The organism is Janthinobacterium agaricidamnosum, assembly GCF_003667705.1.
In the GTDB taxonomy this organism is placed as follows: domain Bacteria; phylum Pseudomonadota; class Gammaproteobacteria; order Burkholderiales; family Burkholderiaceae_D; genus Janthinobacterium.
In genome coordinates this window covers 1,317,179-1,343,705 of the sequence record NZ_CP033019.1, presented here as the reverse complement: position 1 = coordinate 1,343,705, position 26,527 = coordinate 1,317,179, and the positions used below count along the sequence as shown (strand labels likewise).

Below are 26,527 nucleotides of genomic sequence, written 5' to 3'. Positions count from 1 at the left end.
ACCGCCACCTCCCTTAAGCTCATTGCAACTGTTTCCGTACTAACACTAATCGAGCCAAAAGGACACCGCCTTGTATCCGCGCCATTCATCCGCCACGCCTTCCCTTCCCGCCACGCCGCTGCGCGCCATCGTGCTGGCCTGCGCCATGCTGGGCGCCGCACCCGCCTGGGCCCAAGCTGATGACACGTTCACGAGTGCCGCCACGCCAGCCGGCGCCAGCATCGACCAGGTCACCATCGTCGGTTCGCGCGCGCGCAACCGCACGGTGTTCGACAGCAGCGTGCCCATCGACCGCTTCGGCGCGCGCGAAGTGAGCAATGCGCTGTCGACGGGCGACGTGGGCGCGGCCCTGCAAAACCTGTCGCCCTCGATCAACTTCCCACGCATCGAATCGAGCGGCGCGTCGGACTCCGTGCGCGGCATCCAGTTGCGGGGGCTGGCGCCCGACCAGGTGCTGGTGCTGATCAACGGCAAGCGCCGCCACACGAGCGCCGTGCTCGACACGGAAAGCAGCTTTGCCGGCACCGTGCCGGTCGACATCAACGCGATTCCGCCGAACGCCATCGACCACATCGAAATCCTGCGCGACGGCGCGGGCGCCCAGTACGGCAGCGACGCCGTGGCGGGCGTCATCAACATCGTGCTGAAAAAGGCGCGCACGGGCGGCGCCGCCTCCGTCAGCTACGGCGCCAACCACACGCATTTCGAGCCCACCGATCAAACCCTGACGGATGGCCAGACCGTCATCGTCAACGCCGACTACGGCGTGCCGCTGGGCGAGGCGGGATTCTTCCGCTTCGGCGCGGAAACCCGGCGCCGCTCGCCCACGGAACGGGCCGGCCCCAGCGACGCCGGCTGGACGTCCTACAACTTCACGCCGGCCGACCAGGCGCTCGACGGCAAGGTGGTGTTCAAGTCGGGTGACTCGCGCCAGCGCAACAACTACCTGTTCTACAACACCCAGCTCACCCTGGCCAACGGCCTGGACCTGTACTCGTTTGCCACGCTCAACGAGCGCAAGTCCGACGGCAGCGCCTACTTCCGCTATCCGGGCGACCCGTCGAATGTACCGGCCCTGTATCCGAACGGCTACCGCCCCGTCACCAACGGCGACAAGCGCGACCTCAGCATCGTTGCCGGCGTGCGCGGCAGCGCGGGCGCGTGGAACTGGGACGCCAGCGCGCGCCACGGCAGCGACCGCTTTGACTACGGCGTAAGCCACTCCGTCAACGCTTCGCTGGGCGCGGCCAGCCCCACGCGTTTCAATCTGGCCGGTTTCGACTTCCGCCAGAATGCCCTGAATATCGATGCCACGCGCAGCATCGACATCGGATTGCCCGCCCCCTTGAGCGTGGCCGTGGGCGCCGAGTGGATGCGCGAAACCTACACCAGCTCGGCCGGCGATCCTGCCTCGTATGCGGCCGGCAGCTTCACCGATGCGCCACCGGGCGCGCAGGCGGGACCGGGCCTGCGTCCATCGGACGCCTACGACGGCAGCCGGCAAATCCGCTCCGTGTATGCGGATGTGGAAAGCGACCTCACGCCGCGCCTGCTGGTGGGCGCCGCCGCCCGCTATTCCGACTACAGCGACTTCGGCAGCGCCAGCACGGGCAAGTTGTCCACGCGCTATAAAGTCACGGACAATTTTCTTGTGCGCGGCTCGCTGTCGAACAGCTTCCGCGCACCGGCCCTCGTGCAAACGGGTTTCCGCTTCGCCACCCTGAACTTCAACGCCGATGGCACGGCCCTGCAAACGGCGGCCCTGCTGCCGGCCAGCGACCCGCTGGCGCGCAACTTCGGCGCACAACAGCTGAAACCGGAAAAATCGACCAACGTCTCGCTGGGCCTGGCCTGGAAACCGGCGGCCGCCACCAGCGTGACGGTGGACGCCTACGTGATCCGCATCCGCGACCGCATCACGCGTTCGAGCGACTTGCAAAGCGACGCCGTCACGGCCTACCTGGCCGCGAATGGCCGCAGCGATATCCAGTCCGTGGCCTACCTGGCCAATTTGCTCGACACGCGTACCAAAGGACTGGACGTGGTGCTGAACCACGATCTGGCCTTCACGTCAGGCAAGCTGAACCTGAATGCGGCCCTGAACTTGAACAAGACCAGTCTCGACAAGGTGCGCCAAAGTTCCACCGCGCTGGCCGCCATCGATCCGAGTCTGACCCTGCTGACGGAGACGAGTTTGTTCCGCATCAAACATGCGTCGCCCACCAGCAAAGTGATCCTCGGCGCCGACTGGCAAGCGGCAGGCTGGGGCGTGCAGGCGCGCGCCACGCGCTTTGGCGAACTGAAAGATTTTTCCTACGACAGCGATGCGCCCCTGATCGACGGCATTCCCGCGCAGCGCTTCGGCGCCGTGTGGTCGCTGGACCTGGAAGGGCAATTGAAACTGAGCAAGCAACTGACGGTGAGCGTGGGCGGCAACAATATCCTCGACCGCTATCCGCAGCGCGTGCGGGAAACGAACAACGCCACGTATGGCGGCGCCCTGCCCTACAATTTCATCAACCCCATCGGCGTGAACGGCGCGTACTTCTACGCCAAGCTGAGCTACACATTTTAAACGCCAACAAAACCTACTGCGCGTCGTGATTTGCGGCCTGCGATGCTCACCGTACTACAGTACGGTTGCGCTTCTTAGCCACAACTCACTGCTGCTCGCTACGGTTTTGTTATGCGTTTCCAAGCACTGTTATTTGTACTAAAAGCAAAGGATAAAACATGATTATCAAACGAATCTCCCATCTCGTCGCCGGTGCCTGCCTGAGCGCCCTCCTGTTATCCAGTGCCCAGGCTGCCGCGCCGCTGGTGCTGATGACGGACTTCGGCACGGCCGACGGCGCCGTGTCCGCCATGCATGGCGTCGCCTATGGCGTCGATCCCCAGCTCACCATTTCGGACCTGACGCACCAGATTCCCGACTACGACATCTGGCTGGGCGCCTACCGTTTGTACCAGACGGCCAATTACTGGCCGCAAGGCACGGTGTTTGTTTCCGTCATCGACCCGGGCGTGGGCACGGCGCGCAAGTCGGTGGTGCTGAAAACCAAGGGTGGCCGCTACTTCGTGGGGCCGGACAACGGCCTGTTCACCCTGATCGCCGAGCGCGACGGCGTGGCCGAACTGCGTGAAATCGATGAAAAGGTCAACCGCCTGGCGGGCTCCGCCGAGTCCTACACTTTCCATGGCCGCGACGTGTACGCGTACGTGGGCGCGCGCCTGGCCTCGGGCGCCATCACCTACGAACAGGTGGGCCCGTCATTGCCCAGCGCATCCGTGGTCAAGATCGCGTATCAAAAACCCGTGCGCGACGGCAATACCATCCGCGGTATCGTGCCCGTGCTCGATGTGAAATATGGCAATGTCTGGACGAATATCCCGAAATCGCTGCTCGACGAATTGCAGGTGAAACTGCACGATCCGCTGCAAGTACGCATCCTGCACAAGGGCAAGCAAGTGGCCAAGGTAATCGCGCCGTTCGAGCACACGTTTGGCGGCGTCGCCAAAGGCAAGCCGCTGGTTTACCTGAACAGCCTGCTCGACGTGGCCGTGGCCATCAGCCAGGGCGACTTCGCCGCCAAACACCACGTCGCGTCAGGCGTGGATTGGGAAGTGGAAGTGAGCAAGGCCCCTGCCGCAAAATAAGCCCGCGGCCGGGACGTCCTGTCCTGGCCCTTTCTTTCTCGTTCACGTGGCGCGTTTGCGCCATATCAAAACGGATCGCCGATCCTGCTGCCGATAGCCGTTGATTTGTAAATCCGGTGAACCTGCGCGCACCTGCCCACTCTAATTTTTTGCAAGCGATGCCAGCCTTGCTACGACGGCCTGCCCGCACCGTGGCAGGCAGTTGGCAAGGTATGACTACCCACGACAGCTTTCCAACGAGAAAGGAACAATCATGACGGCCCCACTCCCTAGCACCAGCAAGCTTGTCCTCGGCACCGCCATCGTCTGCGCGCTGCTGGGCGGCTGCAACAAGCATAACGAAACCACGACCGCCCCGGCCACGCCAGCTACGCCCGCCACCACGCCCGGCACAGGCGGCAGCGGCACCTCGGGCACCAGCGGCACCACCACGCCGGACACCACCACGCCCGCTACCCCATCCGTTGCACCGGGCACGACCACCAATCCCGACGGCACGACCACGCCGCCGACCACCACGCCCAACACGACGCCGGGTACCGGCACCGGTAACGGGACAGGGACCGGAACCGGCACTGGGACCGGAACTGGCACAGGGGGCGGGACGGGCACAGGGACCGGCACCACCCCACCACGCGGCAGCTAAATACCGCCTGCGCTCCGCCCCGACGACCGGCCGGGCTGCAAGCCCGTAGCAGAATACGCAACAAAGAGCCTTCCGATGAAGGCTCTTTTTATTGCAGAGCGCAATATCTCGCAGCCACCGCGCGTCAGTGGGCCGGAACCGCCTTGCCAGCCGCCCGTGCGCTCAGCGCCTGGTGGTCCGCCGCCAGGAACAGATACATGGCCGGCACCACGAACAGGGTAAACAAGGTGCCAATGGACAGGCCCGTGAAAATCACCAGCCCCATCGCGTGGCGCCCGGCCGCGCCCGCGCCCGAGGCGATCACCAGGGGCAGCACGCCAAACACCATGGCGGCCGTCGTCATCAGGATGGGGCGCAGGCGCACGGCAGCCGCTTCTTCCACCGCCTCGCGCTTGCTCTTGCCTGTCTTTTGCAGCTGATTGGCCACTTCCACGATCAGGATGCCATGCTTGCTGATCAGGCCCATCAGGGTCACCAGGCCCACCTCCGTGTAGATGTTGATCGACGCAAAGCCGAGGAAGATGAACATGGTGGCGCCAAACAGGGCCAGCGGCACGGAAACGAGGATCACGACGGGATCGCGGAAGCTCTCGAACTGCGCCGCCAGCGCCAGGAAGACGATCACCACGGCAAACAGCATGGTGACGATGAAGCCGCCCGATTCCTGCACGAACTGGCGCGACTGCCCCGCATAATCGGCCGTGTAGCCGCTGGGCGCCACCTGGGCCAGTGTGTCGCGCATGAAGCCCAGCACCTCGCCCTGCGAGGCGCCGGACACGCCGGCAAGCGTCACGGAATTGAGTTGCTGGAAGCGGTTGATCGACTCGGGAACGACGTCGTACTGGATATGCGCGACGGTACTGGCCGGTATCATCGTGCCGCCGGGCGTCTTGATGTGGAAATCCAGTACTGCCGACGGATTCAGGCGGTCCACCTGCAGCACCTGCGGGATCACCTTGTAGGAACGCCCGGCGATGGAAAAATAGTTGACGTAGTTGCCGCCCAAGGCCGCGCCCAGCGCCTGCCCCACATCCTGCTGTGTCATGCCGAGCGCGGCGACACTATCGCGGTCGATCACGACGGTCGCTTGCGGCTTGTCGATTTTCAAGTCCGTATCGATGAAATAGAACTTGCCCGATGAACGCGCCTTCTCCAGCACCTGCTGCGCAATGGTGTCGAGATTTTCAAACGGCTCCGTGGTAGAGATAACGAACTGCACGGGCAAGCCCGAGGAACCGGGCAAGGCGGGAAACTGGAAGGCGGCCACGCGGGCGCCGGCAATCCGGTTCCAGCCCGCCTGCAAGTCTTGCTGCACTTCCTTGGCGCTGCGCGTGCGCTCGTTCCACGGCGTCATCAGCATGCCGCCAAAACCCGAGTTGACCGTCGGCACGCCCGTGATCTGGAACATCTGGCTGTATTCGGGCATGGCCTTGGCCACCTGGTAGATTTGCTCCGCATACACTTGCATCTGGTCCGACGTGGCCGTCGGGTCGCCCACCACCTGCGACAGCACGACGCCCTGGTCTTCCTCGGGAGCCAGCTCGGACTGCGACATCTTGAACATCAGCCCCAGCACCACCATCAATAGCGCCGCCATGACGATGAGCACCACCCAGGTGTCGAGCAGCGCATGCAGCAGGCGCTGGTACGTGTCGTGCACCTTGCCGAAGACGCGGTCGATGGCTTGCACGAAGCGGCCGCTATCCTGTTCCGGACGGAAAAAGCGCGAACACATCATGGGCGACAGGGTCAGGGCCACGATGCCCGACACGGCCACGGCGCCGGCCAGGGTGAAGGCGAATTCCGTGAACAGCGCACCCGTCAGGCCGCCCTGGAATCCGATGGGCACGTACACGGCGATGAGCACCACCGTCATGGCCAGAATCGGGCTGCCCAGTTCGCGCGCCGCCAGCAGGCTCGCCTCCAGCGGCGGCTGGCCCTGCTTCATGTGGCGGTCCACGTTTTCCACCACGATGATGGCGTCGTCGACCACCAGGCCGATGGCCAGCACGATGGCCAGCAAGGTCAGCAAGTTAATGGAATAGCCGAGCGCCAGCATGGCCGTAAACGTGCCGATCAGCGATAGCGGCATGGCGATCACGGGCACGATCACGGCCCGCAGGCTGCCCAGGAACAGATAGATGACGATGGTGACGATCAGCAGCGCCTCGACCAGGGTCTTGATGACCTCCCTGATGGAGGTATTGATGAAGAACGTCGAGTCGTACACGATCTCCCCCGTCAGCCCGGCCGGCAGCTGGGACTGGATATCGGGAAAGCTGGCGCGCACGCGCTTGGCCACGTCGAGGATATTGGCTTCCGGCGCCACCTTGATGCCGATGAAGACGGAGCGCACGCCGCTGAAAGCCACGTTGAAATCATAGTTTTCCGAACCCAGCACGACGGTGGCCAGGTCTTCCAGCCGCACGATGGAGTCGCCGCTGCGTTTGACGACAAGCTTCCTGAATTCCTCGACCGAATGCAGGTCCGTGCCCGCCGTCAGGGGAACGGTCACCATCTGCCCCTTGCTGGACCCCAGCGCGGCCAGATAATTGTTATTGCCCAGGGCAGTGCTGACCTCGGCCGCCGTCACGCCGAACGCGGCCATCTTGTCCGCATCGAGCCAGGCGCGCAGCGCGAACAGGCGCGCGCCCAGCAGTTCCGCCGTCTGCACGCCGCTGATGGAATCGAGCTTGGGCTTGACCACGCGGCTCAGGTAATCCGTCACATTATTCGTCGGCAAGGTCTTGCTGTAAAAGCCCAGGTACATGGCGTCCGTCGTCTGCCCCATCTGCACCGTCAGCACGGGCGTCTGCGCTTGGGCGGGCAGCTGGTTCTTCACGGAACTGACCTGGGTGTTAATTTCCGTCAAAGCCCGGTTCGCGTCGTAATTGAGGCGCAGGGTGGCCGTGATGGTCGACACGCCGCTGCTGCTCGACGAGGACAGGTAATCGATGCCCTGCGCCTGGGCGATGGCCGATTCCAGCGGCTGCGTAATGAAACCGGCCACCGTCTGCGCGTCGGCGCCGTAATAGGTGGTCGAGATCGTCACGACGGCGTTCTGCGTCTTCGGATACTGGTTGATGGGCAAGCTGAACAGGGAGCGCAAGCCCAGCACCACCAGCAGCAGGCTCACCACCATCGCCAGCACGGGCCGGCGGATAAAGAGATCGGTGAAGTTCATGGCGGCGCCTCAATGTTCCTGCGGCGTGGGCTGCGGATTATTGCGCGGCTCGACGACGTTGCTGATCACCACGGGACTACCGTTCTTGAGCTTGATCTGCCCGCTGGTGACGACTTGCTGGCCCTCGGTGAGCCCCGTCAGCACGGCCACCTGGTCGCCGCGCGTTTCGCCCGTCGTGACGAACACTTGCCGCACCACCAGCTCGCCCGCCTTCGGCGGTGGGGCGGCGGGGGCGGCGCTGCCCGGCGCGGCGGCCTTGGGCGCCTGCTGCGCCGGCTGCACGACGAAGACGGTGGAACCATACGGGTTGTAGGTGATCGCCGTCTGCGGCAAAGTCAGGTACTGTTTTTTTTCTCCCACCTCCACCTTGACGTTGGCAAACATGCCCGGCAACAACTGCCGCTGGGGATTGGCCACCGTGGCCTCCACCTGCACATTGCGCGTGGCCGGGTCGACCTTGGAACTGATGGCGCTGACCTTGCCCGCAAACGCCGTGTTCGCATGCGCATCGCTGGACAGGTTCAGCACCTGTCCCACCTGCAGCCCGCCCAGCTGCTTTTGCGGAATATAAAAATCCACATAGATGGGATCGATGGTTTGCAAGGTGACGATCTTGTCGCCGGGATTGAGATACTGGCCCGGGTTGACCGTGGTGATGCCGAGCTTGCCCGCGAACGGCGCGCGGATGGTTTTCTTGTCCACCAGCGCCGCCTGCTGGGCCGCCAGCGCCTTGCGGCTTTTCAGGTCGGCCACGTCGTTGTCGACCTGCGCCTGGCTGATCGCCTGCACGGCAAATTGCTGGCGGTCGCGCGCCAGCACGGATGCGGCCAGTTCGGCCGCCGCCTCCAAGGCGCGCAGCTGCGCCAGGTCGGCGTCGGCATTCAGCTGCAGCAGCACTTGCCCCGCCTTCACTTCCTGGCCGGACTTGAAATGGATGGATCTGACGAGGCCGGCGATTTCGCTCGTCACGTCGACGCCGCGCACGGCCACCAGGGTGCCCACGGACGCCAGGTGCGGCTGCCACTCGACCTTGCGGATGACGGTCGCCGACACCGTTTCCGGCGCGGGCTTGGGCGAACTGGCCATGAGCTGGCGGATGTGCAGGAAAAATCCCAGCGCCAGCAGGGCAATCAACAGCACCACCGCCCCCAGCATGATGAGCATGCGTTTCGTGCGTTTCGTCATGGATACGCTCCTTGTTGTTGCTTGCGGCTGCCATTGCGCGTGTCGTGTTGCAAGACCTTGCCTTGCCAGCCCGTCAGTCTGCCGCCATGGAAACGGCCTGCAACGCAGGACGGTTCCACCAGCCGCCGCCCAGCGCCTGGAACAGCGCGGCACTATCGGCATAGCGGGCCGCCTGCGCCTGCACCAGCCCCACCCTGGCCTGCTGGTAGGTGCGCTGGGCGTCCAGCAGGCTCAGGTAGCTGATGGCGCCCAGCTTGAATTGCTGCGTACTCAGCGCCAGCGATTCGCTGGCCAGCGCCTCCACTTCGGCTTGCTGCTGCAAGGCGGCGGCATCGGCCTCGAGGGCGCGCAAGCTGTCCGCCACATTCTGGAAGGCGGCCAGCACGGTGGCGCGGTAATCGGCCGCCGCGCCCTCGTAGGCGGCGATGGCGGCACGCCGCTGGGCGCGCAATGCGCCCCCACTGAAAATAGGCTGGGCCAGCCCGGCCGCCACGCCCCACACGGCAGAACCGGCGTGCAGCAGCGCGGGAACGCTGGTGGCCAGCGCGCCGGCATTGCCCGTCAGGGTGAACTGGGGATACATGGCTGCCGTGGCGACGCCGATCTGCGCGCTGGCTTGCTGCAGCAGCGCTTCGCTGGCGCGGATGTCGGGACGCTGACGCACCAGGGCCGACGGCAGGGAGACGGGCAAGTCCTGCGGCAGGTGCAGCGACGCCAGGTCGAATTCAGGCATGCCGGGCTCGCTGGGCAAGCGGCCCGCATACACGGACAGCTGGTGGCGCGTCAGGGCCAGCGCCTTTTCCAGCGGCGGCACGCTGGCCCGCGTCTGCGCCACCGTGTTGCGCTGGACCAGCACCGTAGCGCGGCCGATGGCGCCGAAGCGCAATTGCTGCTCGATCAGGTCCAGCTGCTTTTGCTGCGCGTCGAGTATTTCTCCGGTGGCCTGCAGCTGGGCGCGCAACGACGCTTCGCGGATGGCCGCCGTCACCAGGTTGGCCGTCAGGGCCAGGTACACGGCTTCGAGCTGATACTGCCGATAGTCGACCAGCGCTTGCAAGCCCTCCAGCTGGCGCTTGTTGCCGCCAAATACATCCAGCGCATACGACACATTCACCGAGGCATTGTACAAATTGAGGACGCCGCCCGCCCCTTCCAGGCTGCTGTTTTTTTCGCGGCTGACGCCCAGCCGGGCGCCCACTTCGGGATACAGCAGGCGGCCGGACAGGGTGCGGTAGTTTTCATCGGCCTGGCGCAGGGCCGCCTGGGCCGACGCCAGGCCCGGACTGCGCGCGAGGGCGCCGCGCACGAGCTGGTCCAGCGCCGGCGACTGGAACAGCGACCACCATTGCGCGGGAATATCCTGGCCCGGCACGAAGCGCTGCGCCTGGCCGGCGGGACCAGGGGCGGCCACGGTGTGCGCCGGCAACGGTGCCGGCGTGTAGCGGTCGCCGCCGGGGGCGGCGGGAGGCCGGAAATCCGGCCCGACGGCGCAAGCGGCCAGCAGGCATGCCATGAGGATGCCGAATATGGGCTGCCGGATGCTGAAGAACATGGTGCTGGTCCGTTACGTTGCCGTGCCACATTGCCGTTGAAAAATATCGCAAAAGTATCGCGATACCAGGCTGGCGATCCTGCCCACCCGTCCTACGATTGTAGAGCACCGGACGTAAAAAGAGCCTTCCGAAGAAGGCTCTTTGACCTGGAACAAGGATTGCGCAGCCGAGGCTGCCTGACTTACTTTTGCAGGCTGACCGACGCCGCTTTCGGCGCGCGGCGTCCCATCAGGAACAGCACGGCCTTCTTCAGCATGCGGTAGACGAAGCGCACCATCAGCAGGGTCAGCACGCATTCGATCAGGGTCAATATCATGGCCACGACCACGGGCATGCGCGCGGCGCGGCGGTGGAACTTGGCCACGGCGCCATCGCGGGCAATTTCGATGCTGTCATAGAAGGTCGGCACGACCAGCAGGGTCAGAATCGTCGAAGTGATGGTGCCGCCGATGATGGCGATCGCCAATGGACGGTAGAACTCGCCACCCTCGCCCAGGCCCAGCGCCACGGGGAACATACCGGCGATCAGCGCGAACGTCGTCATCAGGATGGGGCGCAGACGCATGCGGCCCGCATACATGAGCGCATCTTCGCGGCCATGGCCTTCTTCCTCGCGCTTGCGCGCCGCGTCGAGCAGCAGGATGGCGTTCTTGGCGACCAGGCCCATCAGCATGATGATGCCGATAAAGCTCATCAGGTTGAGGGTGTTGTTCGTGATCACCAGCGCCACCACCACGCCGATCAGGCTGAGCGGCAAGGACATCATCACGGCCACCGGCGCCGTGAAGGAACCAAACTGCATCACCAGGATCAAATACATCAGGCCGATACCCATCACCAGCGCAATCAGCATTTCCGTGAACAGCTCCTGCTGGTCCTGGCCGGCGCCGCCCAGCGCCAGGCCGTAGCCGGGCGGGAAGTCGATGGAGTTGGCCAGCTTCATGGCGTCGCTCGTCACTTCGCCATTCGAACGGCCCTGCGCATTGGCCGACACGGTGATCGTGCGCTTGCCATTCTTGTGCTCGATACCGGACGGGCCCTTGCCCATGGTAATGGTGGCGATCTGGTCGAGCGGCACCATTTGCGAGGTGCCCGTCACGCTGATCGGCAGGCGCTCGATGTTTTCCGATGCCACGCGGTCGTCGGGATGCAGGCGCACGGCCACGTCGCGCGTTTCGCCCGTCGGATCGACCCAGTCGCCCACTTCCACGCCGGCAAACGCCACGCGCAACGATTGCGCCGCATCATTGACGGAAATGCCCATCGAGTTGGCCAGGCCGCGGTTGAGCTCGATCTGCAGCTCGTTCTTCGGGTCCTGCTCGGACAGGCCCACGTCAACGGCGCCGGGAATGGCGCGCAGCTTGTCCATGTAGGCGTTGGTAATTTCCATGAGTTTACGCGAATCGGGGCCCGTGAATTCCACCTGGATCGGCTTTTGCGAACCGTTGCTCAAGTCATCCTGTACCACGTATTCGGCACCCACCAGGCGCGACATCTTCTCGCGCAGCTCGACGGCGATTTCCTTGGCCGAACGCTTGCGCGTGTTGCGCTTGCCGATGTCGACATACACACGGCCGCCGCCCGCATTGATGGAGCTGTTGGTATCCTTGGTTTCAGGCAAGGTGCGCGCCAGCACGGCCGCCGCTTCCAGTTTCAGACGCGAATACTCGATGCTGCTCGACGATGGCGTGCGCACATTGATCATCAGATTGCCCGAATCGGATGCAGGCAAGAAACTCGTGCCGCCATGCGTGATGTGCAGGGCGATGGCGCCCGCCAGGCTGATGACGGCAATGAAGGCCATCCAGCGGCGGTGGTGCAGGGCCCAGGCGATCACGCGGCCATAGCGGTCGGCCTGGTGGTCGAACCAGTGGTTGAATTTATCGAGCACGCGGCCGATGCCTTTTTTCGGCGCCGAGTGCTCTTCCACCGGGTCGCCCCAGTAGGCCGACAGCATGGGGTCGAGCGTAAACGAGATGCCCAGGCTGACCAGCACCGAGCACGTCACCGTCAGGGCAAACGGACGGAACCATTCGCCCGAGATCCCCGGCATGAAGGCCACGGGAATGAAGACGGCGATGATCGAGAAGGTCGTGGCGGCCACGGCCATGCCGATCTCGGCCGTGCCTTCCAGCGCGGCCGTGCGACGGTCCTTGCCCATCTGCATGTGGCGCACGATGTTTTCACGCACGACGATGGCGTCATCGATCAGCACGCCGATGGCCAGCGACAGGCCCAGCAGGGTCATGAAGTTCAGGGTAAAGCCGCACAGCCACACGGCGATGAAGGCGGCAATCACGGACGTGGGCAGGCTCAGCGCCGTGATCAGGGTCGAACGCCACGAGTTCAGGAAGGCGTAGACGACGAAAATCGTCAGCACGGCGCCCAGGACCAGCGATTCGATCACATTGTTCAAGCTATGCTGGGCGTTTTCGCCGCCATCGCGCGTCACTTGCAACAAGGTGCCTTTCGGCAAGGTCTTGTTGATGTCCGCCACCATGTCGCGGATCTTGTTGGCCACGCTGACGGTGGACGCGTCGCGCACGCGGGTGATCGAAATGCCCACGTTGGGCTTGCCGCTGCGCATGCTCAGGCTGTTGACTTCGGCAAAGCCGTCCTCGATGGTGGCCACTTGGGCCAGGCGCACGATTTCCTCGCCGCGGCGCTTGATCACCACTTTCTCGAAGTCGCTTGGCGACTCGATGCGGCCCACGAGGCGGATGCTTTTCTCGTCCAGGGTGCCGCGCACCTTGCCGACGGGGGCATTCGTGTTCTGGTTGCGCAGGGCGGTGACGACGTCGCTGACGGACACATTGTATTCACGCAGTTTCTCCGCCCGCAGCAGCACGGACAGTTCGCGCTTGAGCGAGCCGCCCACGTTGACCAGCGCCACGCCATCGACGGTGCGGAAGCGGTCCGACAGCACGTCTTCGGCCAGGCGCGAAATTTCCGCATGGCTTTGCGAGTTCGACGACAGCGCCAGCTGCATGATCGGCTCGGCAGCCGGGTCGATGCGCTGCAGGATAGGCTCGCGCATTTCCGTCGGCAACTTGTAGCGCACGGCGGCAATCGCATTGCGGATATTGTCGGACGCTTCGATCAAATTGGTATTGAAGGAAAACTTCAGGAAGATGCTGGCCGCACCTTCATTTGAATCGCTGTTGACCTCGGTCACGCCGGAAATGCTTTGCAGCGACTTTTCCAGGCGGTTCACCACTTCGCGCTCGACCGTGTCGGGAGATGCGCCAGGGTAAGGAATGCTGACGACGATGAACGGCACTTCGACGTCCGGATTCTGGTTGACGCGCAGTTTCTTGAGCGCCAGCAAGCCGACGCACATCATCGCCAGGATCAGGACGATGGTGGCGGTGGGCCGCTTGATACTGAAATCGGAAAGGAACATGGCTTAGTTTCCTTTACCGGCAACGGCGGCGCTGCTGCTGGCCATGGCGGCGGCGGGCACGGCCTTGGCTGCCGTCAATTCCACTTTCTGCCCATCCTTGAAGGTCGAACCGGGCGTGCGCAGCACGGTGTCGCCGCTGGCCAGGCCGCTTTGCACTTCCCACTGGCCCGTGCGCACGTCGCGCGCGCCGATGCGCAGTGTGACTTTATGCAAGGCCTTGTCCTTGACTTTCCACGTGTACGTGACGTCGCCCGCCTTCACCAGAGCCGAATCGGGGATCATCAGCGCGCTGACGGTTTCCGTCTCGATACGGCCTTCCGCGTACAGGCCGGCCACGCGTGGCTGTTGCTTGTCATTGAAATCGACGAGCACGGCCACCTGGCGCGTGACGGCGTTGGCGGCAGGATCGACGCGGCGCACCTTGCCCGCGAAATCCTGGCCGGGATAGCCATTGATGCGGAACAGCACGGGCTGGCCCACCTTGACGACGCCGATCTTGTCGGCCGATACCAGGCCCTCCAGGCGCATGCTGGTCGGATCGATGACCTTGATCAATTCCTTGCCGATTTGCGCCGTATCGCCATTCGATACCTTGCGCTCGCTCACGATGCCGTCGAACGGCGCGCGCACGAGGGTGCGCTGCAGTTGCTGGCGCGCCTGGGCGGCGCGGCTCTTCGCGGCGGACAAATCGCTTTGCGCATTGTTGCGGCGGATTTCCGCGTCTTCCAGCGCCTGCGTCGACGTCATGCCCGAGGCGCGCAGGGTTTTCATGCGCTGGAACATGCGTTCGGACTGCTCCAGCACCTGGCTCGAGGCGCGGCTGGCTTCCTCGGCCGAATTGAGGCTGTCGCGGATGGCCGTTTCGTCCAGGCGCACCAGCACGTCGCCCCGTTTGACGATTTCGCCGTTTTCCTTCAGTACCTGGATCACCACGGCCGACACTTCGGCGCGCAAGTCCGCGTTGCGCTCGGGCTGCACGGAACCGGTGATGACGGGGCCCGATGCCAGCGCATTGCTCTGGATGGTCAGCAAGTCTTCCGGGGACACCAGCAGATTGACGCTAGCGCCCGCCTGTTCCTTGCCATCCTTGCCGCCCTTGCCGGGATCTTTGGACTCTTTGCCACAGGCGGCCAAGGCAGAAGCAATTGCCAGAACAAACAGGGTTTTGCGCAACATGGGTAATTCTCCGGATAGATAGCGCCACGGCCGTCCCGGCGGCCCGGATAGGACTGCAGGCGATGGCAGGCATATATTTTTATTAAAACCACAAGCGCCAAAGTATCCATGAGCGCATCCGGCCATGTCAATCGGCCGTTTCCTGTAATGCTTTAATCAGTGGATGAAACGTAGTTTTTGCGCCCTGAAACGCAAAACCCCGCCTTGAAGCGGGGTTTTGACTAGAGGAAACGAGTGCTTAGCGGGCAAACACGTAATTGATCAGGAAACCGATGGCCACGCCCGTGCACAGGCCGCCGGCGATTTCCACCAGGGTATGGCCCATGCGCTCGCGCAAGGTCTTGTGCGCGGGGCTGGCCGCTTCCCCCGCCAGGCGGTTGATGGCGGCCGCCTGCTTGCCCACGTGCTGGCGCAGGCTGTTGGCGTCGATGATGACGATGAAAGCCAGGGTCACGGCCACGCCGAAGGCGGGATGGCCTATGCCTTCGCGCAAGGCGATCAGGGTGGCCATGCTGGACACGACGGCGCTATGGTTGCTGGGAAAGCCGCCATTGCCGACCAGGCCGAACGCCCATTGCCGCGTGCGGACACTGTTGATCAGGAATTTGATCGGTCCGACCAGGATCCAGGTGATCAGGGGCGTGACGAGGTAAGCGATATCCACGGGGTATTCCTTCTTCTATATATGTCGAGAGTGTGCAAGAGACTGCGGCAGCCGGATGGGCGCGCCGCAATTATCGCAGATCGTCCGCGCCAGCAGAACTGTCTGTCGCCGGTCTATAAAACGCCGCCCCGGGCGGCAACTAATATAAAATCATGGCATATACAACAATTGACGTATATCAACACTGAGCGCGGCGCGCACAGCGGCGCGGATAATCAAACGTCTTTCACTTGCAACGGGGTACTCATGCGGCATTTCAGAATTTCCTTTTTAGTCACTTTTATCCTGATGGCGGTGTCGGGCTGGTGGGGTTACAGCCATGGCGGCATGCCCGGCCTGATCAATGCGCTGTGGATCACGGGCGTGCTGGGCGTCATGGAAGTGTCGCTGTCGTTCGACAATGCCGTGGTGAATGCCTCCGTCTTGCGCCACTGGAATGAATTCTGGCAAAAACTGTTCCTCACGGTCGGTATCCTCGTGGCCGTTTTCGGCATGCGGCTGCTGTTCCCGCTGGTCATCGTTTCCGTCGCCACGGGCCTGGGCCTGGTCGATGTGTGGACCATGGCCACGACCACGCCGGACGTGTATGCCAAGCACCTGACGGACAACCATGCGCAAGTGGCAGCCTTCGGCGGCGCCTTCCTGCTGCTGGTGTTCCTGAACTTCCTGTTCGACGACGAGAAGGAATTGCACTGGCTGGGCTGGGCCGAGGAAAAAGTCAACGCGCTGGGCACCGAAAGCCTGGCCGTGCTGATCACCATGGGCGCCGTGGCCGCCTGCGTGGCGATGGGCCCTGCGGAAGCAAAATACAGCGTGCTCGCGTCGGGCATCGTCGGCATCGCCGTCTACATCGGCGTGAACTGGATCAGCGGCTTGCTGGAAGAAGGCGAGCCGGACCTGCAGGATGATGAAGAAGAAGGCGCCGCGCCCGCCAAAAGCGGCAATGGCGACCTGGTAAAAACGGTGGCGCGCGGCAGTATCGGCGGCTTCCTGTACCTGGAAGTGCTGGACGCCTCGTTCAGCTTTGACGGCGTGATCGGCGCGTTCGCCATCACCAACGACGTCGTCATCATCATGCTGGGCCTGGCCATCGGCGCCATGTTCGTGCGCTCGATGACGGTGTACCTGGTACACAAGGGCACGCTGGACGAGTTCGTCTACCTCGAGCACGGCGCCCATTATGCGATCGGCATCCTCGCCCTGATCATGCTGGCATCCGTCAAGTACCATATTCCGGAGTGGTTCACGGGCCTGTCGGGCGTGGCCTTCATCCTGGTCTCGCTGTGGTCGTCCCTGCGCTATCGCAAACGGCACGCGGCACAAGCTTGAAATCGGGGGTTCCGCCCCCAATTGAGAGAATAATGGCACGAGCGCCTGGCGCTCATCCCATGAAGGCATGTTTGAGTTATTTACTGAAAAGGAGCACCACATGGCAATCAGTTTGCAAAAAGGCGGCAACGTCAACCTGAGCAAGGAAGCACCGAACCTGAAGAAGATCATCGTCGGCCTCGGCTGGGATCCTCGTTCGACGGATGGCGCCACCTTCGACCTTGACGGCAGTGCTTTCCTCCTGAAAAACGACGGTAAAGTCCGTGGCGACTCTGACTTTATCTTCTACAACAACCTGAAGTCGACCGACGGTTCCGTCGTGCACACGGGCGACAACACGACCGGTGAAGGCGAAGGCGACGATGAGCGCATCGAAATCGACCTGACCCGCGTACCTGCCGACATCGACCGCATCAGCATCACCGTCACCATTCACGACGCCGACGCGCGCCGCCAGAACTTCGGCATGGTGTCGAAAGCCTTCATCCGCTGCCTGAACGCGGAAGGCGAAAAAGAAATCGCCCGCTACGACCTGTCCGAAGACAGCTCGACGGAAACGGCGATGATCTTTGGCGAAATCTACCGCTACAACGGCGAATGGAAGTTCAAGGCCATCGGCCAGGGCTTCAACGGCGGCCTCGGTCCCCTCGCCCGTTCTTTCGGCGTCAACGCTTAATTCACGCTCGTTAAACCTACTGCGCCGCTCACTTTCGGGCCTGCGTTGCTCGCTGTACCTCCGTACAGCTGCGCGACTTAACCCGAAATCGAGCTTGCTCGCTACGGTTTTCCGAGGTGAATTATCTTAATGTCATATCATTACTGCCGCCTGCACAGATCAGGCGGCTTTTTTTTGGAGATTTATCATGCCAGTATTTAGTGTCACGGGCGACGTCGATCCCTTCCTGCACGTCAGCATGAAGCAGGGCGAAACCATCTATTGCGAATCGGATGCGATGGTGATGATGGAAACGGCGCTCGATTTGAAGGGCAAGATGACGGGCGGCCTGGGCAGCGCCATCATGCGCCGCTTCGCCAACGGCGAATCATTCTTCCAGCAGCACATCGAAGCGGTGCGCGGCAGCGGCGACTGTTTGCTCTCGCCCACCCTGCCGGGCGCCATCGAAGTGGTCGACGTGGGCGCGCGCCAGTACCTGCTCAACGACGGCGCCTTTGTCGCCGCCACCTCGGGCACGGAAATGAAAGTGCGCACGCAAAGCATCGGCAACGCCTTGTTCGCCCAGTCGGGCGGCTTCTTCGTCATGGAGACGGCCGGCACGGGACAAGTGGTGGTGTCGGGCTTCGGCTCCATGTTCCAGCTCGACGTCGAGCCGGGCAAGGACGTCGTGATCGACAATTCCCACGTCGTGTGCTGGGACAACAGCCTGAAGTACGAGATTTCCGTGACCACGGGCGGCGGTGCCAGCGGCGGCGGCATCGGCGGCTTCCTCGGCAATATCGTCAACAGCGTGACCAGCGGCGAAGGCATCGTGCTGCGCTTTTCCGGCTCGGGCAAGGTGTTCATCTGCTCGCGCAACCGCGACGCCTTCCTCAAGTGGACAGCGAGCGGCAAGGCCGGCTGATTCCCAAACGCCCGCCAAAACCGTCGCGAGCGGATGGGGACGTGGCCGAGAAGCGCAACTGTGCGGAGGCACAGTGAGCATCGCAGGCCGCGTCCACGACGCGCAGCAGGTTTGGGCTGGCGTTTTTCTAAGGCCATGTTAAGTTTTTCTGGCTACACTGCCCGCGCGCGCACCTGCGCGCGGCTTCTCCTATTTCCACCCGGTCCCCGTACATGCAAAGAGTCTGGTTCAACAAAACATTTTCCTCGGTCGGCACGGCGATGCGCCTGATCCGCGAAGCCGATAGCGCCGCCACCAGTGGCGCGCCCCGCTATCACATCGTGTGCAGCAATACGAACGCGCATGCGGCCGCCTTTTTGTCGGCGCACGAATACGCGGTCGAACCGTCGGGCCTGACGGGCCACAACTATGTCGAGTGGTGCCTGGAATTTTGCCGCGACCGGGGCATCACGATTTTCTGGCCCGGCAAGGAAGCGGGCCTGATCGGCAGCGCCAGCGCGCGCTTCGCCGCCATCGGCACGCGCGTGCTCAGCGTGGCCAGCGAAGACACCCTGACCCTGATGCATGACAAGGCGCGCTTCTGCGAGGGCCTCGACCTGCCCATGGCGCGCCCGGCCGACTACCGCGCCGTCACCACCATTGAAGAATACGACGCCGCCTACGCCGAACTGCGCCCGCTGCACCGCAAGCTGTGCATCAAACCGTCCGAATCCGTGTATGCCCTGGGCTTTGCCATACTCGATGAAGAACGCACCAGCGCCCAGCTGCTGCTGGCCGGCGCCGCCTACCAGATCAATGCGCAGGAGCTGCGCGCCGGCCTGGCGCAGATGGGTACATTTAAAACCCTGCTGCTGATGGAATACCTCGACGGCCACGAATACAGCGCCGACTGCGTCGCCGACCAGGGCAAGCTCATTTGCGCCGTGCCGCGCAAGAAGCTGCATGGGGGCGGCAGCGGCCAGCTGATCGAACTGCGCGACGACCTGCTGGCGGCCTGCGACAAACTGGCGCGCGACTACCGGCTCAATGGCGTGTTCAACATCCAGTTCCGCGAAGGGGCGAACGGCCTGGCGCTGCTGGAGATCAATCCGCGCATGTCGGGCGGCATCGGCATGGCCTGCGCGGCCGGCCCCAACCTGCCCTACCTGGCGCTGGCCGGCTTCGACCACGGTTTCGACAAGCTCGCCGTGCCCGCCATCCGCGAGGGCATGCGCGTGGGCGAAGCCGCCTATGCCGTGGAGCTGCCATGAACCTCGTCAAGCAGCAAATGCCCACGGGCGAGCTGACCCTGAAAGTGGACGAGGCGCGCTTTCCGCTGGACTGGCTGATCGGCTTTGCCGCGCGCGCCAACGCCAAACGCGGCTTTTTGTTCCTCTCGAAGGTGCTGGGCAAGCACTGGCCCGTCACGCCGCGCGCCATGCAAGCCATCCACGACGACCTGGCCGCGCAGATTCCCCCCAGCCTGCCCGGCCCCGTCGTCTTCATCGCCATGGCGGAAACGGCCGTCGGCCTGGGCCAGGGCGTGTTCGAAGCGTGGTTGCGCGCCAACCCCGGCTCTTCCTGCAAGGCTCTGTTTTTGCACAGCTCGCGCTACCGCGTGGGCACGGTGCCCTTCTTCGAATTCGAGGAATCGCACAGCCACGCGCCGCGCCAGTTCCTGCACCTGTCGGATGCGGCCAGCGCCCTGTTTTCCACGGCCCGCAGCCTGGTGCTGATCGACGATGAAGCGTCGACCGGCAACACCTTCGCCAACCTGGTGCAAGTGTGCCGCGCGCGCTATCCGCAACTGGAAAAGCTGCACCTGGGCGTGATCACCAACTTCATGGGCCAAGCCGCCAACGCGGGCTTGAGTGAGCGTTTCGGCCTGCCCACGACCATCGGCGCGGCGCTGTCCGGCCACTACGCCTTCCAGGCCGGCGCCGCGCCAGCCCCCGTGGCGGCCAGCGCGCAGCGCTTCGAGGCGAATGAAGAACGGGGTGCCAGCCCCGCCTTTGGCCGCATCGGCGTGGGACGCGCCCTGGCGCCGCCGCAGGGCCTGGCGGTGCAGCTGGCGCAGGAAATCGGCGCCGGCGATTCCGTGCTGGTGCTGGGCACGGGCGAATTCATGCACCCGTCGTTTTTGCTGGCGCGCGAACTCGAAGCGCTGGGCAAGAACGTCGTGGTGCAGTCGACCACGCGCTCGCCCATTTTGTCGTGGGGCTCCGTCGGCCATATCGTCCACTGCGACGACAATTACGGCGAAGGCATCGCCAATTACCTGTACAACGTGGCGCCTGGCCAGTACCAGCACGTGTTCATCTGCCATGAAACCCCGACCAGCCCCGCCCTCATGCAACTCGCCGGCCAATTGAACGGCCGCCTGTTCCACTTTCAGTCAGAGACCAAAATTGAAGAAATTCCTGTTTGTTGATCTGGACGACACACTGTTCCAGACCCCGAAAAAATGCGCTGGCGAGACCGATTTGCAAGCGGCCGCCTATCTGAAAAATGGCGACGCCTGCTCGTTTACGACGGCGCGCCAGCGCGCCTTCTTTGAATTCGCGCAAAGCGGCATGACATTGATCCCCGCCACGGCGAGGAATGGCGACGCATTCCGCCGTGTCGACCTGCCGTTTACCAGCTACAGCGTGCTCGATTACGGCGGCATCGTGCTGCAGCCGGGCGGCGCGCTCGACGCTGGCTGGCTGTCCCTGATGCAGAACGACATGCAGACGGCCCTGCCCGGCCTGCGGGACGCCATGCGTATCATCGACGATTTTCAAATCAAGACGGGCATGCCTTCGCGCGCGCGCCTGATCGAGGATTACAACACGCCGTTCTACATCGTCGTCAAGGACCATGAAGCGCGCGGCGAGCGCCTGGCCGACATCGAGGAGCAAGTGCTGCAGCAGTGGATCGCCGGCGAAGGCGCCGACTACTTCATCCACCGCAACGGCAACAACCTGGCCGTGCTGCCGAAAACCTTGAACAAGGCGCGCGCCGTGGCCTACCTGCGCGCGGAACTGGAAGCCGAACATGGCCCCATCGTCAGCTTCGGCATGGGCGACAGCCGTTCGGACGCCCGCTTCATGGCCGCCTGCGACTACGCCATCATCCCCAACGGCACCCAGCTGGCGGCCCTCACGGTGGCGGCGCTATGACCGACAGCACGCTGCATTTCAGCGGCAGCTACCGCCAGGAAGACGTGGAGTTTCTGTTGACGCCGATGGCGCTCGAACCGATTCTCGACCTGGCCGAAAAAGAGCGCTTGATCCAGTCGGGCCAGCGCCATTACAGCGAGATGCTGTCGCCGGAATCCCTGCCTTCGCCCGCCTACCTGGCCCTGTTCCAGAACGCGTTCGCGGCCAACCGCCTGCAGATGGCACGCGACTGCCTGCGCCTGGCCGCCCTGATCGCGGCGCGCCGCACGGGGCCCATCACGCTCGTGTCGCTGGCGCGCGCCGGCACGCCCGTGGGCGTCATCCTCGGGCACTTGCTGCGCCAGGTCTTCCAGCGCGAGTGCAGCCATTATTCCGTCTCCATCATCCGCGACCGCGGCATCGACGCGAACGCCCTGCACCACATCCTGGCGCAGGGCCATGGCGACGCTTCCCTCGTCTTCGTCGACGGCTGGACGGGCAAGGGCGTGATTTCGCGCGAGCTGCGCCAGACGGTCCACGATTTCAACGCGGCCAATGGCACGGCGATCGACGGCGGCCTGTTCGTGCTGTCCGACCTGGCCGGCACGGCCGCCTGCGCCGCCTCGGCCAGCGACTACCTGATCCCGTCGAGCATCTTGAATGCCACCGTCTCGGGCCTGGTGAGCCGCTCCGTATTGAATGATGCCATCGGCCCGGACGACTTCCACGGCTGCGTGTATTACGCGCAGTTCGAGCAGCACGACCAGTCGCGCGCTTTCGCCGACGGCCTGGTGGCCGACGCCATGGCGATTGCCGCCAGCAGCGGCATTCCGCTGGCCGAAGCGAGCGATGCGCCAGCCATGGCGGCCCGCTCGCAAGCCTACATGGCCGCCGCGCAGCAGCAATACGGCATCAGCGACATCAACCTGATCAAGCCAGGCATCGGCGAAGCGACGCGCGTGCTGCTGCGCCGCGTGCCCGAGCGCCTGATCGTGCGCGACACGAATGCGCCGGACGTGGCACATTTGCTGCTTCTGGCGCAGGAAAAAGCCATACCCGTCATAGTAGAACCGGCGCTGCCTTACCAGGCGGTCGCCCTTATCAGGAGCGCAGTCGATGGATAACAACTCCCTACACCCGCAAAGCGAACATAAAGCGGCGCTGGGCGCCTCCATGTACGTGCCGACCACGCACAAGGACTTGCTGGCGATCGCCAATGGCGACAAATTCAGCCATTTGCGCTCGGTCATCCTGTGCACCGAAGACGCCATCGCCGAACGCGACCTCAGTTACGCGCTGTTCAACCTGTCGCTGGCGCTGCAAAACATGGCCGACGAATCGGATACCTTGCGCTTCGTGCGCGTGCGTAATCTCGAGGTGCTGGCGCGCGTGCTGGCCATGCCGGGCGCCGACAAATTGAGCGGCTTCGTGCTGCCGAAATCCACGCGCCACAATTTCGCCACGTATTTCGACCTCGTGCGCCACACGCATCACCTCTTGATGCCGACCCTGGAAACGGCGGAAGTATTCGACGACGAGGAAATGAAGCAGTTCCGCCTCATCCTGTCGGCGCCGGAAGTGCGGCGCCGCATCCTGGCCCTGCGCATCGGCGGCAACGATTTATTGGCCCTGCTGGGCCTGCGCCGCCCCACCAGCGGCACCATCTATCAAACGCCGCTGGGCCAGGTCATCGGCCGCCTGGTGACGATCTTCAAGCCGCACGGCTTCCAGCTGACGGCGCCCGTCTTCGAGCACCTGTCGCAGGGCAGCTGGCTGGACGCCGAAGTGGCGCAGGACATGGCGCACGGCATGATCGCCAAGACGGCCATCCATCCGGACCAGGTGCCGCAGATCGAGCGCCACTACCAGGTGGCGCAGTCGGACATCGAACTGGCGCTGCGCATCATCGACCCGGACAGCCCGGCCGTGTTCCGCATGCAGGAATCGATGTGCGAAGTGGCCACGCACAGCAGCTGGGCGCTGCGCATCATCGAGCAGGCGCGCCTGTTCGGCATCCGCCATGCGGCCGACAACGCCGCCGCGCACGTGCCGACTATCTCATTGACTCAACTCTCAAGCGACGAAGGGATTGCACGACCATGACCAATTTCACACGCGGACAAAAAGGCAAACTGACTGACCTGGGCTTGAACGGCCCGTTTGCCGTCACGCTCGATATCGTTTCGGGCTCGATGGAAGTGGACGTCAGCTGCTTCGGCGTCGATGCGGCCGGCAAGCTGTCGGACGACCGCTACATGGTGTTCTACAATCAGAAAAGCGCGCCGGACAACGCCGTCACGGTGGAATTGAACGGTCCCCGCTCCACCTTCCAGGTCGACCTGTCCCGCCTGCCCGCCTCGATCGACAAGCTGGTCTTCACGGCCGCGACGGAACAGGGCAGCATGCGCGCGCTGGGCAACTCCAGCATGGCGCTGGGCCAGGCCGCCACGTTCGCCTTCACGGGCAATGACTTCCAGGACGAAAAAGCCGTCATCATCGGCGAACTGTATCGCCGCGACGGCAGCTGGCGCTTCGGCGCCGTGGGCCAGGGTTTCGCGGGCGGCCTGGCGGCGCTGCTGAAGCACTTCGGCGGTAGCGAGGCAGCGCAATCTTCTCCGTCGCCGGCTCCCGTGCCTGCGCCGGCGCCAGCGGCCCCGCCAGCGGCGAATAAAATCTCGCTCTCAAAAATTCGCCTGGAAAAGCGCGGCGACAAGATCTCGCTCGACAAGCGCGACAGCGGCGGCTATGGCCGCATCCGGGTCAATCTGAACTGGAACCAGAACGCGTCGCAAGGCCAGGCGCCCGCCTCAAAACTGGACACGGGCTTCCTCGGCAAGCTGTTCAACAAGCCGGCCGGCCGTTCGGGCGGCATCGACCTCGATATCGGCTGCCTGTTCGAGATGAGCAATGGCAGCAAGAGCGCCGTGCAGGCGCTGGGCAACAGCTGGGGCGCGTATGACAGGCCACCGTACATCCACCTGGAAGGCGACGACCGCACGGGCAGCGTCAGCAGCGGCGAAAACATCTTCATCAACGGCACCCATTTCGACCAGATCAAGCGCGTGCTCGTGTACGCGTTCATCTACGAAGGCGTGCCGAACTGGGCCGCCACGGATGGCGTCGTGACGATCGAAATTCCCGGCCAGCCGACCGTGGAAGTACGCCTCGACACAGACAGCCCGCACGCCATGTGCGCCATCGCCATGCTGGAAAACCACGGCGGCAACCTGCAGGTGACAAAATTGGTGGAATACTTCGGCGGCCAAGGTAAAATCACGGCGCACCAGGCCATGGACGAGCGATACAATTTTGGCCTCAACTGGAAAGCCGGACGGAAAGACTAACTCTTTCTCCAACTAAACAATTCACCCCTTAACATGACCCCTACGACCAAAAAAGTCACCTTCGCCTTCGCCATCTTCCTCGTGGCCGGCTTCCTGCTGCTGGCCGCCTACACGTGGATGGCCCTCAGCTTCTCGTACTCGGAAGGCGAACGGGCGGGCTACCTGCAAAAGTTTTCCAAGCGGGGCTGGATTTGCAAGACATGGGAGGGTGAATTGCTGCTGACGGCGCTGCCGGGCACCATCCCGGAAAAATTCCAGTTCAGCGTGCGCGACGAGGAAGTGGCGAAGCAACTGTCGGCCGCCGCCGGCAAGCGCATCCTCGTCACCTACAGCCAGCACAAGGGCGTGCCCACGCAATGCTTCGGCGAGACGGAATATTTTGCCGATAAAGTCGTCCTGAGTCAGTAATACAGACAGCAATACCACCGCAAGTCCAGCAACTTCAGCAGCATCGCGCCGGCCAGCCATACTCGCGCCGGCGCCCCTCCCCGCTCTCCAGCCGCATGGCGCGCCTCACACATTCTCACTTTCTTATACACTCGCAATTAGTTCTGACTGGAACTGTTCATTGCTGTAGTAAAAACACACAATGCTTGCGCTAGCGCAACACGTCCAGCCAGCCCACCATTAGCGTGTATCACCACTATCGGAAATACCATGCGCATATGCCCCGCCGCCCTGGCCTTGCTGGCCGCCTCGCTCGCCCTGTCCGCCCAGGCACAGGATATCTCCGGCATGGCCGGCGCCCTGAAAGTGAACTCGACCAACGAGCGTACCTTTGTGGCGGCCATCAGCTACACCCAGCCGGTGGGCGACTACAGCGCCGTCAGCCTGTCGTACATCAATGAAGGCCACCCGCAAGACCATCACCGCGACGGCATGGCGGGCCAGGTCTGGCTGCGCACGAAAAAAGTGGAGCAGGGCCTGATGCTGGGCGCCGGCGCGGGCCGCTACTTTTTCTTCGACACGGCCAAGACCGACGACGGCCTGCACAACTTCGACAATGACCACGGCTGGGGCTCCATCGTCAGCCTGCAGGCGCGCTGGCAGTTCGACAACCGCTGGTATGCGCAAGCGCAGCTCAACCGCATCCGGCCCAGCGGCAAGGACAACACCACGCACCTGCTGATCGGCGCCGGCTACCGCTATGACGGCGTGCCGGGTGCCAAGCTGCACTTGCAGAACTGGGCGCACGACGACACCTTGACCTTATCGACCGGCCACACCATCGTCAACAGCTTGCGCTCGGAGTCCTCGCGCCCGTTCACCCTGGAATACCGGCGCGCGGCGGGAAAATACGTGGACTGGACGGTCACCGCCCTCGACGAAGGCAACACCGACCTGGCGCACCGCCGCGGCATCGCCGCCCAGCTGTGGCTGATCCGCTCGCTCAATGAAAAGGTGGAATTCGGCATGGGCGGCGGGCCCTACGTGGCATGGGACGGCCGAGACACCCAGGGCCACAGCACGCGCCTGACGGGCTTGCTGTCGGCCGTGGCCCGCTACCACGTCGACCGCCGCTGGGTGACGCACGTGGCGTGGAACCGGGTCATCACCGATTATCACCGCGATGCGGATGTCATTTTGGTGGGGGTAGGACGCAAGTTTTGATGGGAATACAGATGCAACCCAAACCTGGGACTGGGGTCGGACCCTGAGGGTCCGACCCCGGCTGTTATCGGGTTTT

20 protein-coding genes are annotated in these 26,527 nt (G+C 63.7%); 14 read left to right on the top strand and 6 right to left on the bottom strand.

Annotated features, from left to right (window positions below):
• The first annotated feature begins 70 nt into the window (after positions 1-70).
• The 3 genes from D9M09_RS06075 to D9M09_RS28830 all read left to right on the top strand — a co-directional run bounded on the left by D9M09_RS06075 (position 71) and on the right by D9M09_RS28830 (position 4,303).
• The gene (locus D9M09_RS06075) at positions 71-2,575 is read left to right on the top strand and encodes a TonB-dependent receptor plug domain-containing protein (protein ID WP_240453567.1); all 2,505 of its coding nucleotides are present in this window, start codon (positions 71-73) and stop codon (positions 2,573-2,575) included.
• 158 nt (positions 2,576-2,733) lie between these two features.
• Positions 2,734-3,657, top strand: coding sequence for an SAM hydrolase/SAM-dependent halogenase family protein (locus D9M09_RS06070; RefSeq protein ID WP_121668817.1), 924 nt, complete (start codon positions 2,734-2,736; stop codon positions 3,655-3,657).
• Between the two features lie 253 nt (positions 3,658-3,910).
• Positions 3,911-4,303, top strand: a complete 393-nt coding sequence (locus D9M09_RS28830; protein WP_162995587.1) for a hypothetical protein — start codon at positions 3,911-3,913, stop codon at positions 4,301-4,303.
• A gap of 124 nt (positions 4,304-4,427) precedes the next feature.
• Here the strand turns inward: D9M09_RS28830 and D9M09_RS06060 are convergent, their stop codons facing one another.
• The 6 genes from D9M09_RS06060 to D9M09_RS06035 all read right to left on the bottom strand — a co-directional run bounded on the left by D9M09_RS06060 (position 4,428) and on the right by D9M09_RS06035 (position 15,468).
• Positions 4,428-7,487 carry an efflux RND transporter permease subunit gene (locus D9M09_RS06060; RefSeq protein ID WP_121668816.1) on the bottom strand — a complete coding sequence of 1,020 codons (3,060 nt, stop codon included), beginning with the start codon at positions 7,485-7,487 and terminating at the stop codon, positions 4,428-4,430.
• Positions 7,488-7,496: 9 nt separating this feature from the next.
• The gene (locus tag D9M09_RS06055; protein ID WP_121668815.1) at positions 7,497-8,672 is read right to left on the bottom strand and encodes an efflux RND transporter periplasmic adaptor subunit; all 1,176 of its coding nucleotides are present in this window, start codon (positions 8,670-8,672) and stop codon (positions 7,497-7,499) included.
• A 73-nt stretch (positions 8,673-8,745) separates the two neighbouring features.
• Positions 8,746-10,224 carry an efflux transporter outer membrane subunit gene (locus D9M09_RS06050; RefSeq protein WP_121668814.1) on the bottom strand — a complete coding sequence of 493 codons (1,479 nt, stop codon included), beginning with the start codon at positions 10,222-10,224 and terminating at the stop codon, positions 8,746-8,748.
• A 182-nt stretch (positions 10,225-10,406) separates the two neighbouring features.
• The gene (locus D9M09_RS06045; protein ID WP_070224700.1) at positions 10,407-13,628 is read right to left on the bottom strand and encodes an efflux RND transporter permease subunit; all 3,222 of its coding nucleotides are present in this window, start codon (positions 13,626-13,628) and stop codon (positions 10,407-10,409) included.
• Between the two features lie 3 nt (positions 13,629-13,631).
• Entirely contained in the window at positions 13,632-14,804 is a 1,173-nt protein-coding gene (locus D9M09_RS06040) for an efflux RND transporter periplasmic adaptor subunit (protein ID WP_121668813.1), read from the bottom strand.
• Positions 14,805-15,042: 238 nt separating this feature from the next.
• Positions 15,043-15,468, bottom strand: a complete 426-nt coding sequence (locus D9M09_RS06035) for a divergent PAP2 family protein (RefSeq protein WP_070224702.1) — start codon at positions 15,466-15,468, stop codon at positions 15,043-15,045.
• 246 nt (positions 15,469-15,714) lie between these two features.
• Between D9M09_RS06035 and D9M09_RS06030 the strand changes: the two genes are divergently transcribed.
• From D9M09_RS06030 to D9M09_RS05980, 11 genes are all read left to right on the top strand, one after another.
• On the top strand, positions 15,715-16,797 hold the full coding sequence (locus D9M09_RS06030) for a DUF475 domain-containing protein (RefSeq protein ID WP_121668812.1): 1,083 nt from the start codon (positions 15,715-15,717) through the stop codon (positions 16,795-16,797).
• Between the two features lie 100 nt (positions 16,798-16,897).
• Entirely contained in the window at positions 16,898-17,473 is a 576-nt protein-coding gene (locus D9M09_RS06025) for a TerD family protein (RefSeq protein WP_070290657.1), read from the top strand.
• A 187-nt stretch (positions 17,474-17,660) separates the two neighbouring features.
• Positions 17,661-18,377: a TIGR00266 family protein gene (locus tag D9M09_RS06020; protein WP_035826041.1), complete on the top strand. Its 717-nt coding sequence runs from the start codon at positions 17,661-17,663 to the stop codon at positions 18,375-18,377.
• 212 nt (positions 18,378-18,589) lie between these two features.
• Complete coding sequence (locus D9M09_RS06015) at positions 18,590-19,627, top strand: ATP-grasp domain-containing protein (protein WP_121668811.1); 1,038 nt, start codon at positions 18,590-18,592, stop codon at positions 19,625-19,627.
• Positions 19,624-20,787 carry a phosphoribosyltransferase domain-containing protein gene (locus tag D9M09_RS06010; RefSeq protein ID WP_121668810.1) on the top strand — a complete coding sequence of 388 codons (1,164 nt, stop codon included), beginning with the start codon at positions 19,624-19,626 and terminating at the stop codon, positions 20,785-20,787. Before D9M09_RS06015 ends, D9M09_RS06010 begins: the two co-directional genes overlap by 4 nt.
• Positions 20,765-21,517 (top strand): HAD family hydrolase, encoded by a 753-nt coding sequence (locus tag D9M09_RS06005; protein WP_121668809.1) that lies wholly within the window; start codon positions 20,765-20,767, stop codon positions 21,515-21,517. Before D9M09_RS06010 ends, D9M09_RS06005 begins: the two co-directional genes overlap by 23 nt.
• Entirely contained in the window at positions 21,514-22,620 is a 1,107-nt protein-coding gene (locus tag D9M09_RS06000) for a cysteine protease StiP family protein (protein ID WP_121668808.1), read from the top strand. The genes D9M09_RS06005 and D9M09_RS06000 overlap by 4 nt, the downstream gene beginning before the upstream one ends.
• The gene (locus D9M09_RS05995; protein ID WP_121668807.1) at positions 22,613-23,599 is read left to right on the top strand and encodes an HpcH/HpaI aldolase/citrate lyase family protein; all 987 of its coding nucleotides are present in this window, start codon (positions 22,613-22,615) and stop codon (positions 23,597-23,599) included. Before D9M09_RS06000 ends, D9M09_RS05995 begins: the two co-directional genes overlap by 8 nt.
• Positions 23,596-24,840 (top strand): TerD family protein, encoded by a 1,245-nt coding sequence (locus D9M09_RS05990; RefSeq protein WP_121668806.1) that lies wholly within the window; start codon positions 23,596-23,598, stop codon positions 24,838-24,840. Before D9M09_RS05995 ends, D9M09_RS05990 begins: the two co-directional genes overlap by 4 nt.
• 33 nt (positions 24,841-24,873) lie before the next feature.
• Positions 24,874-25,248 carry a hypothetical protein gene (locus tag D9M09_RS05985; RefSeq protein WP_070224711.1) on the top strand — a complete coding sequence of 125 codons (375 nt, stop codon included), beginning with the start codon at positions 24,874-24,876 and terminating at the stop codon, positions 25,246-25,248.
• Positions 25,249-25,497: 249 nt separating this feature from the next.
• On the top strand, positions 25,498-26,451 hold the full coding sequence (locus tag D9M09_RS05980; RefSeq protein WP_121668805.1) for a hypothetical protein: 954 nt from the start codon (positions 25,498-25,500) through the stop codon (positions 26,449-26,451).
• Positions 26,452-26,527: the final 76 nt, after the last annotated feature.

What these genes read in the sequence shown, in the direction of transcription:
- D9M09_RS05990 (WP_121668806.1), top strand. Translation starts at nt 23,596, where the DNA reads ATGACCAATTTCACACGCGGACAAAAAGGCAAACTGACTGACCTGGGC.
- D9M09_RS06015 (WP_121668811.1), top strand. Translation starts at nt 18,590, where the DNA reads ATGCAAAGAGTCTGGTTCAACAAAACATTTTCCTCGGTCGGCACGGCG.
- D9M09_RS28830 (WP_162995587.1), top strand. Translation starts at nt 3,911, where the DNA reads ATGACGGCCCCACTCCCTAGCACCAGCAAGCTTGTCCTCGGCACCGCC.
- D9M09_RS06020 (WP_035826041.1), top strand. Translation starts at nt 17,661, where the DNA reads ATGCCAGTATTTAGTGTCACGGGCGACGTCGATCCCTTCCTGCACGTC.
- D9M09_RS06055 (WP_121668815.1), bottom strand. Translation starts at nt 8,672, where the DNA reads ATGACGAAACGCACGAAACGCATGCTCATCATGCTGGGGGCGGTGGTG.
- D9M09_RS06045 (WP_070224700.1), bottom strand. Translation starts at nt 13,628, where the DNA reads ATGTTCCTTTCCGATTTCAGTATCAAGCGGCCCACCGCCACCATCGTC.
- D9M09_RS06060 (WP_121668816.1), bottom strand. Translation starts at nt 7,487, where the DNA reads ATGAACTTCACCGATCTCTTTATCCGCCGGCCCGTGCTGGCGATGGTG.
- D9M09_RS05980 (WP_121668805.1), top strand. Translation starts at nt 25,498, where the DNA reads ATGCGCATATGCCCCGCCGCCCTGGCCTTGCTGGCCGCCTCGCTCGCC.
- D9M09_RS06070 (WP_121668817.1), top strand. Translation starts at nt 2,734, where the DNA reads ATGATTATCAAACGAATCTCCCATCTCGTCGCCGGTGCCTGCCTGAGC.
- D9M09_RS06025 (WP_070290657.1), top strand. Translation starts at nt 16,898, where the DNA reads ATGGCAATCAGTTTGCAAAAAGGCGGCAACGTCAACCTGAGCAAGGAA.
- D9M09_RS06000 (WP_121668808.1), top strand. Translation starts at nt 21,514, where the DNA reads ATGACCGACAGCACGCTGCATTTCAGCGGCAGCTACCGCCAGGAAGAC.
- D9M09_RS06010 (WP_121668810.1), top strand. Translation starts at nt 19,624, where the DNA reads ATGAACCTCGTCAAGCAGCAAATGCCCACGGGCGAGCTGACCCTGAAA.
- D9M09_RS06040 (WP_121668813.1), bottom strand. Translation starts at nt 14,804, where the DNA reads ATGTTGCGCAAAACCCTGTTTGTTCTGGCAATTGCTTCTGCCTTGGCC.
- D9M09_RS06050 (WP_121668814.1), bottom strand. Translation starts at nt 10,224, where the DNA reads ATGTTCTTCAGCATCCGGCAGCCCATATTCGGCATCCTCATGGCATGC.
- D9M09_RS05995 (WP_121668807.1), top strand. Translation starts at nt 22,613, where the DNA reads ATGGATAACAACTCCCTACACCCGCAAAGCGAACATAAAGCGGCGCTG.
- D9M09_RS05985 (WP_070224711.1), top strand. Translation starts at nt 24,874, where the DNA reads ATGACCCCTACGACCAAAAAAGTCACCTTCGCCTTCGCCATCTTCCTC.
- D9M09_RS06030 (WP_121668812.1), top strand. Translation starts at nt 15,715, where the DNA reads ATGCGGCATTTCAGAATTTCCTTTTTAGTCACTTTTATCCTGATGGCG.